The organism is uncultured Methanobrevibacter sp., assembly GCF_902769175.1.
Taxonomy (GTDB): Archaea; Methanobacteriota; Methanobacteria; order Methanobacteriales; family Methanobacteriaceae; genus Methanobrevibacter.
The window spans coordinates 43,848-59,322 of record NZ_CACXNW010000012.1 but is presented as its reverse complement, the minus strand read 5'-3'; the positions used below and the strand labels follow the sequence as shown (position 1 = coordinate 59,322).

The window sequence follows — 15,475 nt, the reverse complement described above, 5'->3', positions numbered from 1 at the left end:
AGATTAGAATAAAAAGGAATATAGGAATAAAATTTATAAAAATTATAAGAATAGAACAAAAAGGAATATAGGAATAAAATTTATAAAAATTATAAGAATAGAACAAAAGAGAAGTTAAAAAATAATTAAAATAAGTAAAAAGTAAAAAAAGTAAGTAAAAAGTAAGTAAAAAGTAAGTATAAAAACTTACAATAAAAATATTTTTCTTAAGCTTCTACCGACTGAAGTCGTTGAAAACTTGTTTATTTGTTTTCAAAAGAAGCCTTTACAAATGAAGCGAATAATGGATGTGCATTATTTGGTCTTGATTTAAACTCTGGATGGAATTGACATCCAATAAACCAAGGATGATCAGGCAATTCCACAATTTCAACCAAGAAATCATCAGGAGTTGTTCCTGCAATAACAAGACCGTTTTCAGTAAGAACATCCCTATATTCATTATTGAATTCATATCTGTGCCTATGCCTTTCTTGAATTAGGTCTTCACAATATGCATCTTTGGTTTTGGTGCCGTCTATCAATTTACATTCATAAGCACCTAAACGCATAGTTCCACCCATATTCTTGATTTTCTTTTGCTCTTCCATCATATCAATGACTGGGTACTTAATGTCTGTTCTGAATTCACTGCTGTTTGCATCATCCATACCCATTCTTCTTGCAAACTGAATGACCATACATTGCATACCTAAGCAAATACCGAAAATAGGAACTTCATTTTCTATTGCATAATCTACAGCCTGAAGCTTTCCTTCAACTCCACGGTCTCCAAATCCTCCAGGAATGAGAATACCGTCAAGCTTTGAAAGGGCTTCTTGGAAAGCCTTTAGCTCTTCTGCATTATTTACATCAACATCAGAGCTGAGATATTCAATATTCATCTTAGCTCCTATTTTAGCTGCAGCATGATGCAATGATTCTCTAATACTGATATAAGCATCTTCAAGCTCTACATATTTTCCTACAATACCAATGGTTACAACTGGATCTTGTATTTTAAGGGAATCTACAATTTCTTCCCAGTCATGAAGAGTATTTTTGTCATTTTCAAAATCAATTCCAAGGTTTATTCTATCTGAAATAAATTGTCCAGCGTTTTCTCTGTCTAATACTAATGGAACTTTGTAGATTGATTGAGCATCAGGAGTGTTTACAACAGCTTTTGGCTCTACATCACAGAAGTGAGCAATCTTTTTCTTGATGTCATCATCAATTGGCTTTTGACTTCTTAAAACAATCATAGTTGGGTTTATACCCATGCTTCTAAGTTCTTTTGTAGAGTGTTGAGTTGGTTTTGTCTTGAATTCACCAGCAGCCTGCAGATATGGAACAAAGGTTACATGAACAAACATTACATTATCAGAGCCTTCCTCATTTCTTAATTGTCTTAAAGCTTCTAAGAATGGTTGGCTTTCAATATCCCCTACAGTACCTCCTAATTCAACAAGGACAACGTCGTAATCATCTTTTGCAGAGATTTCACGTACCATTTCCTTGATTTCATTAGTGATATGAGGGATAATCTGTACACATGCACCTAAGAAATCGCCTTTTCTTTCCTTGCTAATAACTGATTGATATACTTTACCAGTGGTTATATTTGAAATTCCTGGAAGCTCTACGTCTAGGAACCTTTCATAGTGACCTAAGTCTAGATCGGTTTCCATACCATCATAAGTTACAAAGACCTCACCATGCTGATATGGGTTTAAGGTACCAGAATCCCAGTTCAAATAAGGGTCAATCTTAATAGCTGCAACTTTCAAGCCGTAGGAACGTAATATACGGCCGATAGATGCAGAAGTAATTCCTTTTCCAATGGAACTAACTACTCCACCAGTTATTATAATATATTTAGTCAGACAAATCCACTCCTAATAATTTAAATTGATTTTTTTAAATGAATTTACTTAATTTTTTATATATTAAATTCATTAAACAATACTCATTAAAATATTAGTTTAATTTATTATATAAAATTTATCTTAAAATTTAAGTTTTCAAAAAAAAATCCAAGATGAATTTGAAAATTCCTAAAAAAATCAGCAAATTTTCATACATTAAAAAACTAATAAAAGGGCTTAAAATTTAAAATAAAAGCAAAACAAGAAATTATTATAAAATTAATAATAGCTGAAAAAAATAAAAAAAAAGAAAATAAGAAAAAGAAGTTTTAAGAAGTAAACATATTTAAGGCTTGAGAAGAATTTACCCCATCTGATTCCACGCTTATGAGCTTGAACCTTCATTTCATAACTTTCATCAATGGTACCGTATTCCTTTTCCAGGATTTTAGCCTTAGCATCATAATCGTATTCGTCATTTGAAATTTTCTTAACGACTTCCAATTCCTTGTTTACCTTTTCCAATTCTGCAGATACATCCTTATCAGATTGCTCATTTTCCAATCTTTCTTTTTTGATATTTAATTGTGCAAGCCTTTCTTCAAGGAGTTGTTCATTACGTACACCATATTGATCACGCAAGTAAAAAATCAACTCTATAGCTTCACCAATGCTCAAACCATTTTCCTGCATAATCCGATAGTGTTTATATTGTTCATCTGTTAATTCCACAGTAATTTCCTTAGCCATAATAAAACCTCTAAAAATTAATTAGATTAATTTTATAATTAATTAAGTATATATTTTTTATTCTATTTAAACTATGATTAATTGATTTTGTTGATTGGTTGAATAAACAATCAAAAAAAATTATCAAATGACTATTTTTGATGAGTTTCCAAAAATGAAGAAGCTGCAAGGACATTTTCCTTAAACTGTGGATTGATTTCTCCTAAAAATCCCATAAACGATTCTGCAATATCTTCATTTTCGTAATCAATTTTATATTCCTTTTCAATTCCTAAAAAGTCATTTATCCATTCTTCTGGAACATTTATAAATGGAAAAACAATGTTCTTATCTTCAAAATCAGTATTGTAAACATTGGATAAATCAAATTTTCTATCCCAATCTATTCCCTTTCCTTCAAAGATATCATTTAAAATGTGATTTACCTCTTGATTTAGATTTAATGGAGAAATGACTGAATCAAAATCATCAACATTAATATCTTCATCATATTCGACAAATTCAATCCCATACTTTCTTGAATAGGGTTCTAATACAATGTACAATAGCTCATCGTATTCATTGTCAACAGGAGGGATAAGAACAGAATCTTTAGGATTTAGAGAATTTGCCAATGTTTTGGATGCTCTTGAACATATCTTTTGAAAAAGGGAAGATCTGACAACTTCTATATTAGGATAATATTTATTGAAAAGGTCTGTTCTCTTTTTGGAAAACTTGGAAAACCTTAAGTTTTCTATATATAGCTTTACAGTATCATCAATGATAGAATCATCTTCGATTGTATCCTTTTGATAGAAACTGACAAATCGAGTATCTACTCCAATCTGTTTTAAGAACTTCAATAAGTCCTTTTTAGTTTCCACCTTTTCTTCTTCCATGTTTTCCACTGTAAAGTTTGATAAAAAGTCTAAATCCATAAAATCACTTAAATTTAATAAAAAATCATATCATTTTAGTCATATTAACAAAACAATTAAATTAAAATCATTTTTTAATTCTTCTTAGCAAAAACAATTAATTTAAAATCATTTTTATAGACATCATAATAAAATAATTAATTTAAATTAAAATTAACTAATAAATTAATCAAATACCTAAAACATCCAATAATGCCTTTTCCATAACATCTACAGGTGCCTCACGACCTAACCATATTTCAAAGCTGCGGATTCCCTGATACAATAGCATCTTATATCCAGGAACAACTGTTGCATTTGCCAATTTAGCCTCTTTTATCAAGCTTGTTTCCATTGGAGTGTAAACAATGTCATTGACAAGCAAGTCTTCATGAAACATATCAGCACTTGCTATAGCCTTATCATCTACATTAGGATACATTCCAATAGGTGTTGTATCTATAAAGATGTCTGAATCAGACAACTCTCTTTTCAAATCATCAATCCCATAGGCATTAATACCAATGTCAATGCCAATAGATGCTAAATTAGTCTTTAAATCAGCTACAAGAGATTCTGCCTTGCTTAAATTACGGTTTAATAATGATAGCTCTTCAATTCCAGAACTTGCTATCTGAAATGCAACTGCTCTTGATGCTCCGCCAGCACCGGTTATGGTAACTTTTTTATTCTTTATTGAAGTTTTTTCTTCAATTGCACGAACACATCCATATCCATCAGTGTTAAACCCTTTTGTTGTAACATTGATTTCATTATCTTGATTGGATGATTCAATATCTTCATCATAAATAAATTGAATAGTGTTTACTGCACCAATCATTGAAGCTACTTGATCAATTTGATTAAGGTGTTTCATGACATTGGTTTTATGTGGAATTGTCACATTAAAACCTTGTATGCCTAAAGCCTTTGCACCATCTATTGCAAAGGATAATCTTTCAGGCTTAACATGAAATGGAAGATAAATGTAATTCATACCTAATTCTTTTAGTCCTGCATTATGCATTGCAGGTGAAAACGTATGTTCTATAGGATCTCCCATAACTCCCAATATCTTTGTTTTGCCATCAATCACATTATCACCTAATTACTTTAAATAATTAATCCTAATCAAATTATATTTTCTTTTAAAAATCCAACTGTTCAGCTATGCAAAGTCGGCATACAGAATTTGGAGTATCCATATTTGCCTCTTTAACAGGACAATAATAAACTCCATTTTCCATTATAACCTCTAAAGAACCTGGGAAAGGAGTTCCAATAGGATGAATAGGCTCATCAAGGACAAATGTAGTGTAAAGGGATACCACCAAATTAATAAGTGGGCTTTTGTTTTTTCTATCTGTAGAAATATGTTTGTAAATATCCTTTAGGTCTTTTAATTTTTCTACAAAGTCATCTCTATCTAAATAATCATTATAAACTGTATCATTGCTTCTTATTTCCTTAACTCTGTTTAAGAAAAAGTCTATGTAAATCTTTTTGCTTTTTTCCTGATAGGACTCTTGCACATATTTGTTGTTTTCAATGATTTCAGCAGATATAATCATCAAGTCAAAAACAGACACATCACTAAGTTCATCCTTTAGGACAACCATAAGATCGTCCTTTGATATTTTATCCTTTTCACTTACCAAAGCATCAAAATTCTCAAACATGCTATCACAAAGTATATTATATGTATTAAAATGATTCTTTTTAAAAAATATCCTTAACTGCTGGGATTTAATTTAGGATCATAATCAATCTCTCGTGAAATGCAGATATTGCAAACTGCACCTTTAGTATTCTTTTGAGATGCCTTAACAGGACAATAATAAAACTTGCCTAACTTTTTAATCTTCAAATTGCCAGGGAAAGGAGTATCCAGTGAATGAATAGGTTCATCCAATATAAAAGTGGCATATAAAGAGACTAAACAGTAAATGAGCCGTACCTTATCCTTGTCAAAGTCCACACCATCATAAACAATATGCAAATCATCTAATGACTTTTCAAACTGTTTCTTATCAATTCTTTCCTTTCTGCCTCTGCTGTCATAATCGGCATTGTCATTTTTAATATTGTTTATATGGCCAATGAATTGCTTAACATAAGCTTGACGGAAGTCATCTTGATACTTATCCTGTACAAACTCCACATCCTGAAGTATATATTGATTAGCATCCATCAAATCAAAAACAGAGATTTTTTGAGCTTTTTCCTTTAAAATAGCCAACAAATCATTCTTTGAAATCCTTTTATCATCTAACAGTTCATGCAATTCTTCAAACATAATTCACACTTAATTTTTTTATAATAAATTATAGTATTTTATCATTTAAAATTTTATGTATTATTAGATTTAATAAAAATAGCTAAAAACTCTTAAAAAAATAGATTTGAAAAAAAAATAGTAAAAACTCTTAAAAAAATAGAATTGAAAAAAAATAGCTAAAAACTCTTAAAAAAATAGAATTGAAAAAAAATAGCTAAAAACTCTTAAAAAAATAGAATTGAAAAAAATAGCTAAAAACTCTTAAAAAAATAGAATTGAAAAAAATAGCTAAAAACTCTTAAAAAATAAGATTTAAAAAAAGAAAAGGTAGTAGATGTGAAACATCTACTTTATAACAGTTATTATTGCTTTTTCTGCTTAATTTGTTGTAGTAGTTGCTTCCTGCATATTTGATAACTGCAGTGAATTTGCCTTTTTTCTTCAAATTAGTGATTTTAAAGGTAGCTATTCCTTTGCTGTTGGTTTTTGCAGTAAAGGTTTTCTTGTTAACTGTTAAAGTCACTCTGGTGTTTTTCATAACTTTGCCTAAATTGTTTTTAAGAGCAATAGAGTACTTTTTGGTTTTTACTTTAACCTTAAATGTCTTAGCCTTGGCAGTCATTTTAGGACTTGCCTTTTTGACTACAACTTTAACGCTCTTGCTGACAGCTGCAGCAGTGGCATTTCCAGCATAAGCAATCTTAACTGTGTAAGTTTTTGGCACCAAATTAGCCACATTTATCTTAATCTGACCATTCTTATCAGTAATGTAATTTTTAGCAGTTCCCAATGTGAAAGTGACCTTAACTCCACTTAGCTTATTGCCTTTACCATCAGTTAAACTGATAACAAGGTATTTGTTAACATTGTAAGTTGCAGAAACAGCACTTGCAGTGATCTTGGTAGGATCTTTAGCTACAATGATAGTCCTATTTAAAGGAGCCACATCAGATTCAGGAACGCTCAATACAGCAGTATAAGTGCCTATAGGCAAATCGACTCTCCAACCTTGACCTGAAAAGGCAGAATAATTAGCTACAAATGCACCATCTTTGTAAATGATGACAGTGGTATTTACACCATTAAATACTTGATCGCCAACTATTGTGAAATTGAACTTATCTCCATAATTATAATAGGTCTTAAGGTCAGATGCAGAGAATAAAGGAATAATGACCTTATAAATATCATAAGTCACATTATACATATCCCTATTTTCTGCAGCAGTATTAAGTCTGAATGTACAGTTTTTGCATTTCCCTCATACATAGCTCCACCATTCCCAGCATGGTTTTCTATGAAGTTACAATTGGTAGCATTGACTAATTTTGTTGCTCCACCTTCCTTAGCATTATTTTTAGTGAAGTTACAATTGGTAGAATTACCAGCATAAATTGCTCCACCGAAATCTGCATTATTGCCAGTGAATGTACAATTGGTAGCAGTACCATCATATATGGCACCACCCTTTTTAGCAGTGTTATTAGTGAATATACAGTTAGTAGCATTTGATTTATAGATTGCTCCACCATCATTTTTTGCAATATTGCCTATGAATGTACAATTGACAGCAGTACTGTTAGTCATTGCAGCACCACGACCTAAGCCAGCATCAATTCCATCATAAAGATGACAATTAATGAAAGTAGAGTTGATGGCAGTACCTTGATCTATTCCTGCAGCACAACTAAAAGCATAGTTATCGAGGAATAAGCAGTTGATTGCATTACCCTTAAATATTGTACCATAATACTCAGCAAGGTTACTAATGAAAATACAATTTTCACAATCAACAGTAGAAACATCACCACCAGCAACTGCGGAACCATAATCCGCTTGGTTATTAATGAATGTACAGTTAATGACTTTTACAGTAGAACCCTCATTCCAAATAGCACCACCGTAACTATATCTTCCACATTTTGCATTAACAAAAGTTATATCCTTGAATGTAACTACCGCATTGTTAGATATATGGAAAATACGACCAGCACCATTCCCATCTATAGTATGATTAAATCCATTAATAATTAAATCCTTATTAATGCCAATATCATCATTATATGATTCTGTATCAGTATGATTAATATCAGATATCAAATCAATCTCATTTCCCTCTTTTTGGATAAGATTATCCAAATATGCAAAATCCGGTTCCATATGAGAAGGATCATCTTTTAAAATTTCCTCATCATTTTGACTGTCTGCAAGAGCAGCATCATCGATGCTTTCCTCTAAGACAGTTGCATCATTCACATCTGCATCGGCAATAACATCAGTTGCTGCATCATCTACAGCGCTTACTGCTGAAATGCACAGCAAGTTAACAAGGAATATTAATGCCATAAATATAAACTTATTTTTCCTCATGAAATCATCCTAAATAAAAATTTAATCCCAATTTTATGAAAAGAGAGATGAATTATCATCTACTTTTAATCCCAATTTTATGAAAAGAGAGATGAATTATCATCTACTTTTAATCCCAATTTTATGAAAAGAGAGATGAATTATCATCTACTTCTTAACGATTATTATTACTTTTTTGCTTAATTTGTTGTAGTATTTGCTACCTGCATATTTGATTACGGCAGTGAATTTACCTTTTTTCTTCAAGTTGGTTATCTTAAAGGTAGCTACTCCTTTGCTGTTTGTTGTTGCCTTAAAGGTTTTCTTGTTTACTGTAATGGTAACTTTAGTCTTTTTCATTACTTTACCTAAATTGTTTTTAAGAGTAATGGCATAGTTTTTGGTTTTAACTTTAACCTTAAAGGTCTTAGCCTTAACAGTCATTTTAGGAGTTGCTTTCTTGACTACAACTTTAGCTGTTGTTGAAGAAGCAAGATAAATGTCATTTCCAGCAAAACTTATTTTAGCAGAGTAGGTTTTAGGGACCAATTTACCGACATCAATCTTAATTTGACCGTTCTTATCTGTTGTGTAAGTTTTTGCAGCAGCTAAAGTTACTTTAACTTTAACTCCATTTAATGCCTTTCCTTTTTCATCCACCAATTTAATTACTAAGTATTTGTTATTATTGTAGACTGCAGTAACAGCACTTGCAGTGATCTTAGTTGGGATTTTAGATACGGTTATTGTTTTATTTACTGGAGCTATTTCGGAACCTGCAATGCTCAATTCAGCAGTATAGGTACCTGCAGGCAAATCAACTGTCCATCCTTGGCCTGAAAAGGCAGAATAATTAGCGAATGATACTCCATTTTTGTAAATGCTGATAGTTGCATTTACATCATTGAAGAATTGACTGCCTGAACTTAATGTGAAATTGAACTTATCTCCATAACCATATTTGGTGTTAAGGTCATATGCAGAGAATACTGGGATGATGACCTTAAAGGATTCAATGACCTTGATGAAGCAACAGAGTCATATGCAGAGAATACTGGGATGATGACCTTACAAATATCATAAGCTACATCATACATATCGCTATCTTCTGCAGCAGTATTGAGTTGGAAAGTACAATTTATAGCTTTACCAACATACATTGCTCCAGCCTTGTTTACAGCATTATTAGTTATGAAGATACAGTTGTCAGCATCAACATAATATGTTGCCCCACCTTCATCAGCCATATTTTTAGTGAAGTTACAATTGCTAGCATTACCATGACTTATTGCTCCACCTGTTTTTGCAGAGTTTTGTGTAAAGGTAGAATCAATAACATTACCATGGTATATTGCACCTCCAGTGTCTTCTGCATTGTTGCTTATGAAATTACAAGAGGTAGCATTATATCCTAATATTGCTCCACCCATAAATGCAGAGTTTTCAGTGAAATTACATTCAATAGCGCTACCATTACTTATAGCACCACCGCCAACATTAGCTTTATTGCCAGTGAAGGCACAATCAGTAGCAGTACCATTAAATATAGCACCACCATATTTAGCAGAGTTATTGGTGAAAATACAGTTTTCAGCGGAACAATAGGCCATTGCTCCACCATTCTCTACAGCTAGATTATTTGTGAATTTACAAGCATTTGCAGTAACATTGTATATAGCTCCCCCATTAGTTCCTGCAGAGTTTCCAGTGAAATTACAATCACGAGCATTACCATTAAATATAGCAGCACCATTAGCACCTGCAGAGTTATTGGTGAAATCACATTTGATAGCATTACCATTAAATATAGCAGCACCATTAGCACCTGCAGAGTTTCCAGTGAAATTACAATCACTAGCGCTACCATTAAATATAGCACCACCATTACGACCTGCAGAGTTATTGGTGAAATCACAGTTAGTAGCAGTACCATTAAATATAGCACCACCATTCATATTTCTGACTGCATTACCTATGAAAGTACAATTTTTAGTATTTCCATTATAAATAGCTCCACCTTCATTATTAGCGGAATTGTCAATAAATTTACAATTTATAGCAACGTACTCATTTTTATCAGCCCACATAACTCCACCCATATATTGGGCATTATTACTTTTGAAAGTACAGTTGGTAGCATTACTCTTGAAGAGAACACCACCTTGAGCACCATAGTTATCATTGAAAATACAATTTTCAACATTAACTTGTGAAACAACACCACCATAATAAGCTTCATTTTCTGTAAAGTTACAGTTTATAGCTTTTGCTGCACATCCATTATCTGCCCAAATGGCAGCACCGTAGCCCTGACCAGTAGCACTGCCTTTTACAAAACTAATGTCCTTGAATGGTACTGCTGCATTGGAAGTTACATGGAAAATACGTGCCTGCTTATTTCCATCTATTTTATGACCCTTTCCATTAATGGTCAAATCATGGTTAATAGCAATACCATCTATTAAATTTTCTTGTCCATTATAAATATAATCAAATTCCAATTCAATCTCATTTTCACCGCTATCTATAAGGCTTTTTAATTCAGTGAAATTTTTAGACTGCACTGGATCTTCAGTTAAAACGTTCTCCTCATTTTGACTGTCTGTAATAATAGCATCATCAATGATTTTCTCCAAGACAGTTAAATCATTTGTATCTGTATCGGCAACAATATCCCTTGCAGCATCATCTGCAGCACTTACTGCAGAAATGCATAATAAGCTTACAAGGATTATTAATGCCATAAATATAAAATTATTTTTCCTCATGAATATCATCTTAAATAAAAAAATTAGAATGTTAATATATTTAATTTGAACATATATAAAATTTACATACATATAAACGAGTATATAAATTGTTATTAAATTCATAATAAAAATTAAAAAATATATAATAAAATTAGAGTTTATTAAAATAATGTACAGAAAAAACATTAAAAAAAATAGTGTCAATTAAAATATTGAACAGAAAAAAACATTAAAAAAAAAATAATATCAATTAAAAAATTGAACAGAAAAAAACATTAAAAAAAGATAAAAATAAAAACAAAGAAATGCCTAAAAAAAAGAAAAAGTAGTAGATGTGTCATACATCTACTTTTTAACTGTTATTATTGCTTTTCTGCTTAATTTGTTGTAGTATTTGCTTCCTGCAAATTTGACAACTGCAGTGAATTTGCCTTTTTTCTTCAAATTAGTGATTTTAAAGGTAGCTATACCTTTGCTGTTAGTTTTAGCAGTAAAGGTTTTCTTGTTAACTGTTAAAGTCACTTTGGTGTTTTTCATAACTTTGCCTAAATTGTTTTTAAGAACAATGGCATACTTTTTAATATTTACACCAACTCTAAAGGATTTCGCTTTAGCAGACATTTTAGGAGTTGCCTTTTTGACTACAACTTTAGCAGTTGTTGAAGATGCCAAGTAATTGGCGTTTCCGGCAAATACTATTTTAGCAGTGTAAGTTTTAGGAACTAATTTGCCTATATTGATCTTAATTTGACCATTTTTATTTGTTGTGTATGTTTTAGCACTTGCTAATGTAACAGTTACTTTTGCACCGCTCATTGCTTTACCATATGCATCTTTTAAGGTAATGACTAAGTATTTATTGTTATTATAAATAGCTGTAACAGCCTTGGAAGTAATTGTAGATTTTGCTTTGTTTACTAATATCAATCCTTGAACAGAATCAATATCAAAGTCCTCTGCAATATAAGTGGCCTTGTAAGATCCTGCTTTAAAAGGAACTTTCCAGCCCACATTACTTAAAGCATTATAATTACCAATAAATGCCCCAGCAGCAGTGTATACACTAATTATAATTTTTCCACCAATAATTGGCATACCGCTATTTGTTTTGAGGTCAACTACCAATTTATCACCAGAATTATAAGTTGATGTGAATTTACTTACAGTTAAAGTAGGAAGATAAATTATTACATCCTTACATGAATCTCCATTGAAAACACAACTATCAGCAGCACCAAGATATATAGCACCATCATTGTCATCTCCTTCCATACCAAAAGTAGGTGCAACATTACCACTAAAAATACAATTGGTAGCATAGCAACGCTCATTGGTGAAAATACTACCAGCCATTGCTCCTCCTCTAAATTCTGCTCCATTATTAGTAAATGTAGAATTGAATGCAGAACCTAAATAAATAGCTCCTCCATCAGAAGCATAATTATTAGTGAAAGTACAATTCACAGCAGTGCCTCCATACATCGCACCACCGCCACTATATTGGGCTTTATTATTTTCGAAATAACAATTTGTAGCATCAGAATTATAAATAGCGCCACCACTACTATATAATGCATTATTGGAAGTAAAATTACAATTTATAGCTTTACCTTCATAAATGGCACCACCATTATTGTTTGCAGAATTGTCAGTTAAAAGAGAATTGGTAGCATTTCCATTAGCAATAGCACCACCATTATTAGCAGAATTTCCTATGAAATTACAATTCATAGCAGAACCACCATAAGCAGCACCGCCAGCTTCATTTGCAGAATTTCCAGTGAAATTACAATTAGTAGCTACACAATTATAAATAGCTCCACCACAATGATCTGCATGGTTATCTGTGAAAATACACTTCTCAACATTAGCATTATAAACAGCTCCACCATCATAAGCCGCATTATTACTAAAAGTACAATTTACAGCAGAACCACCATTAATAGCACTGCCAAGGCGACCTATCTCATTTGCAAAACTAGAATCAGAAACTGTTAAACTAGATTCAAATGATTGTATTGCAGCAATAGGATTATTTTCAAAATTATTATTGTCAAATATAGATTTGCTAATAACTAAATTACATCCTCGGTATACTAGTATCGCGTCACCGCCACAACCATCCAACTCAATATTTTCCATTACACCATTTTCAGAGAAAGTGGAATTGAAAATATTTATATTACAATCATAAAATCCAGCGATAGCACCACCAGAAGCATTTGCTATGTTATGATAAAACTTAGAATCAATTACATTACAATTGGAATTATAATGCACATAGACTGCACCACCATAAGGAATATTAATACCTCCTTGAGGTTCTTCTTTCAAATCTGCAGTATTATTTGCAAAAGTACAATTAATTAAAGTTAAGCTGGAACCACCATAAACATAGATAGCACCACCTTCACTTGAAAATCCTCTTTCCAATATTAAGTTTTTAAGGGTCACATCCGCACCATTGCTAATGTAAAATATTCTGCCTCTGTCATAACCATCTATATAATGTCCATTTCCATCAATAGTTAGACTGCGAGTGATACTTACACCCTCATCATATCCATCATCAAGATAAACGTAACTACGCTCTAAAGTAATAAGAGTGTCATCATTACCATTAATATCCTCATCCAACATACTAAATGATGGAGGTGCAGGTATGCCTAATGTTGCTTCATCATCAGCACTGTCTAAAACCTTCTCACCATTTCATCCAATTCATCATTCTGACTGTCTGTGAGATCAGCATCAATAGTGCTTTCATCCAAGACAGATGCATCATTTGTATAGGCAACAATATCACTTGCAGCATCATCTGCAGCATTTACAGCTGAAATACAGACTAAGCTTACAATGAATATTAATGCAATGAATAATATCTTCCCTTTCTTCATAAGCTTTCCTCCTAAAAAAAATTCAGAGTTAAAAATATATTTGTAAATATACATTTATATTATTTTCTAAACTATTGAAAATATGTATTTAAAATAGTAAAAAGATGAATATTATTCAAACAAATTATTCATTTAATTGGAAATGTGTTTAGATAAATTTTCTTAAAAAAAGTGCCCACATCAACAACTATTATATAAAATAAATATTATATATAATAATGTTAAACGATTTACTATTAAAATATTTTAAAACCTAAATTTTTTAAAATATTATATTATAAAAATTTAATCTGATTAAATCATTTAAAAAGATGGGAGAGTCTAAAATGGAATTTGAAAGACCAAGAGGAACAAGAGATTTCCTCATTGAAGAAATGCGAGAAAGAAAACATGCTGAAGACATTTTAAGAAATGTATTTGAAAACTATGGTTTTGGTGAAGTTCAGACACCTTTATTTGAAGACTTAAAATTATTCACCACTAAATCAGGTGAGGAGATTGTGGATCAACTATACAACTTTAAGGACAAAGGAGACAGAGACCTTGCACTTAGACCTGAAATCACCGCTCCTATCGCAAGATTATACTTGAATGAGCTTCAAAAAACCTCAAAACCTATTAAGATTTACTACTATGGAAGCTGCTTCAGATATGAAAGACCTCAAAAGGGAAGATTCAGACAATTCTGGCAATTCGGATGTGAATTGATTGGTGCTAAGACTCCTGAAGGTGAAGCTGAAGCAATAGCTATGTGTAACAATGCCATTGAAGAGCTTGGAATCACAACTGCAGAATTCAATGTTAACCATTTGGGAATCATTAGAGGATTGTTTGCCCACTTTGACATTGATGCTGCTACCCAAAGGGAGATTATGGTAGTTATAGATAAGGGAGATAAAGAACTATTAAAAGAATCTCTTGTTGGAGACAACCCTATAATTAAGGATAAGCCAGAATTAAATGAAGTCTTATTTAAATTGATGGATATGGTTGGTGACGCATCAATAATTGCAGACATAAGAGAATTGGTTGCTCCATATGAAGAAACCCAAGAAGCCCTTGAAGAATTTGAAGAACTTGTAAAAACCCTTGAAAGCTTCCAAGTATTCAACTACAAACTAAATCTTGGAGTGGCTAGAGGCCTTGACTATTATACTGGAATCGTCTTTGAGGTATATGTAGAAGGACTTGGTGCACAAAAGCAGGTTTGTGGTGGAGGAACCTACAATCTCGTAAAACTATTCGGTGGAGAAAACGTTGTCTCTACTGGATTTGCATTAGGTTTCGACAGATTGATGAATGCTATCGAGGAACTGAATGGAAAGCCTGAGCTTGAGCCTATTGTAAGCACATATGTTGCAGCAATCTCAGACTCAACAAGACATGATGCATTCAGCATTGCCCAAACTCTAAGAAAAGCAGACATTCCAACTGAAGTTGACTTGTCTAGAAAGAAATTCAAGAAGATATTGGCTTATGCAAATAAGATAGATGTTAAATACACTGTTTTAGTTGGAGAACGTGACCTTGAAGAAGGAAAGGTTACTGTAAAGGATATGCTATCTGGAGAACAGGAATTGGTAGCTATTGATGAAGTTGTTGACTATATTAAAGAAAAATTACAATAGAAATTCAATTTTAATATTTTTAAATTTTTAAATTTTTAAATTTTTTAAAGTTTTAAAGTTTTAAATTATTAAAAAAT

At 31.8% G+C, this 15,475-nt stretch carries 13 protein-coding genes; 1 reads left to right on the top strand and 12 read right to left on the bottom strand.

Annotated elements, in window-relative coordinates; genetic code table 11:
* Window positions 1–242: 242 nt before the first annotated feature.
* The 12 genes from pyrG to QZV12_RS05285 all read right to left on the bottom strand — a co-directional run bounded on the left by pyrG (window position 243) and on the right by QZV12_RS05285 (window position 13,770).
* Complete coding sequence (gene pyrG / locus QZV12_RS05340) at window positions 243–1,865, bottom strand: glutamine hydrolyzing CTP synthase (RefSeq protein ID WP_295618502.1); 1,623 nt, start codon at window positions 1,863–1,865, stop codon at window positions 243–245.
* Between the two features lie 261 nt (window positions 1,866–2,126).
* The gene (locus QZV12_RS05335; protein ID WP_295618384.1) at window positions 2,127–2,597 is read right to left on the bottom strand and encodes a hypothetical protein; all 471 of its coding nucleotides are present in this window, start codon (window positions 2,595–2,597) and stop codon (window positions 2,127–2,129) included.
* A 131-nt stretch (window positions 2,598–2,728) separates the two neighbouring features.
* Window positions 2,729–3,517 (bottom strand): ATPase, encoded by a 789-nt coding sequence (locus tag QZV12_RS05330; RefSeq protein ID WP_295618381.1) that lies wholly within the window; start codon window positions 3,515–3,517, stop codon window positions 2,729–2,731.
* 169 nt (window positions 3,518–3,686) lie between these two features.
* On the bottom strand, window positions 3,687–4,592 hold the full coding sequence (aroE, locus tag QZV12_RS05325) for a shikimate dehydrogenase (protein ID WP_295618379.1): 906 nt from the start codon (window positions 4,590–4,592) through the stop codon (window positions 3,687–3,689).
* A 52-nt stretch (window positions 4,593–4,644) separates the two neighbouring features.
* A complete protein-coding gene (locus tag QZV12_RS05320; RefSeq protein ID WP_295618377.1) occupies window positions 4,645–5,175 on the bottom strand; it encodes a DUF2115 family protein in 531 nt (176 codons plus the stop codon).
* A 53-nt stretch (window positions 5,176–5,228) separates the two neighbouring features.
* Complete coding sequence (locus QZV12_RS05315; protein ID WP_295618374.1) at window positions 5,229–5,792, bottom strand: DUF2115 domain-containing protein; 564 nt, start codon at window positions 5,790–5,792, stop codon at window positions 5,229–5,231.
* 280 nt (window positions 5,793–6,072) lie between these two features.
* A complete protein-coding gene (locus QZV12_RS05310; protein WP_295618371.1) occupies window positions 6,073–6,972 on the bottom strand; it encodes a hypothetical protein in 900 nt (299 codons plus the stop codon).
* Window positions 6,969–8,120: a hypothetical protein gene (locus QZV12_RS05305; protein WP_295618368.1), complete on the bottom strand. Its 1,152-nt coding sequence runs from the start codon at window positions 8,118–8,120 to the stop codon at window positions 6,969–6,971. Before QZV12_RS05305 ends, QZV12_RS05310 begins: the two co-directional genes overlap by 4 nt.
* A 171-nt stretch (window positions 8,121–8,291) precedes the next feature.
* Window positions 8,292–8,939: a hypothetical protein gene (locus QZV12_RS05300; protein ID WP_295618366.1), complete on the bottom strand. Its 648-nt coding sequence runs from the start codon at window positions 8,937–8,939 to the stop codon at window positions 8,292–8,294.
* A gap of 110 nt (window positions 8,940–9,049) precedes the next feature.
* Window positions 9,050–10,867 carry a hypothetical protein gene (locus QZV12_RS05295; protein ID WP_295618363.1) on the bottom strand — a complete coding sequence of 606 codons (1,818 nt, stop codon included), beginning with the start codon at window positions 10,865–10,867 and terminating at the stop codon, window positions 9,050–9,052.
* 351 nt (window positions 10,868–11,218) lie between these two features.
* Window positions 11,219–13,513, bottom strand: coding sequence for a right-handed parallel beta-helix repeat-containing protein (locus QZV12_RS05290; RefSeq protein WP_295618360.1), 2,295 nt, complete (start codon window positions 13,511–13,513; stop codon window positions 11,219–11,221).
* A gap of 53 nt (window positions 13,514–13,566) precedes the next feature.
* Window positions 13,567–13,770: a hypothetical protein gene (locus QZV12_RS05285; protein ID WP_295618358.1), complete on the bottom strand. Its 204-nt coding sequence runs from the start codon at window positions 13,768–13,770 to the stop codon at window positions 13,567–13,569.
* A gap of 326 nt (window positions 13,771–14,096) precedes the next feature.
* On the opposite strand from QZV12_RS05285, the gene hisS reads away from it, so the two are divergent.
* Window positions 14,097–15,398 carry a histidine--tRNA ligase gene (hisS, locus tag QZV12_RS05280; RefSeq protein ID WP_295618355.1) on the top strand — a complete coding sequence of 434 codons (1,302 nt, stop codon included), beginning with the start codon at window positions 14,097–14,099 and terminating at the stop codon, window positions 15,396–15,398.
* Window positions 15,399–15,475 lie beyond the last annotated feature (77 nt).

Coding starts and splice junctions, on each gene's coding strand:
- QZV12_RS05335 (WP_295618384.1), bottom strand. CDS start 2,597: ATGGCTAAGGAAATTACTGTGGAATTAACAGATGAACAATATAAACAC.
- QZV12_RS05330 (WP_295618381.1), bottom strand. CDS start 3,517: ATGGATTTAGACTTTTTATCAAACTTTACAGTGGAAAACATGGAAGAA.
- QZV12_RS05320 (WP_295618377.1), bottom strand. CDS start 5,175: ATGTTTGAGAATTTTGATGCTTTGGTAAGTGAAAAGGATAAAATATCA.
- QZV12_RS05315 (WP_295618374.1), bottom strand. CDS start 5,792: ATGTTTGAAGAATTGCATGAACTGTTAGATGATAAAAGGATTTCAAAG.
- QZV12_RS05305 (WP_295618368.1), bottom strand. CDS start 8,120: ATGGCATTAATATTCCTTGTTAACTTGCTGTGCATTTCAGCAGTAAGC.
- QZV12_RS05295 (WP_295618363.1), bottom strand. CDS start 10,867: ATGGCATTAATAATCCTTGTAAGCTTATTATGCATTTCTGCAGTAAGT.
- QZV12_RS05290 (WP_295618360.1), bottom strand. CDS start 13,513: ATGTTGGATGAGGATATTAATGGTAATGATGACACTCTTATTACTTTA.
- QZV12_RS05285 (WP_295618358.1), bottom strand. CDS start 13,770: ATGAAGAAAGGGAAGATATTATTCATTGCATTAATATTCATTGTAAGC.
- hisS (WP_295618355.1), top strand. CDS start 14,097: ATGGAATTTGAAAGACCAAGAGGAACAAGAGATTTCCTCATTGAAGAA.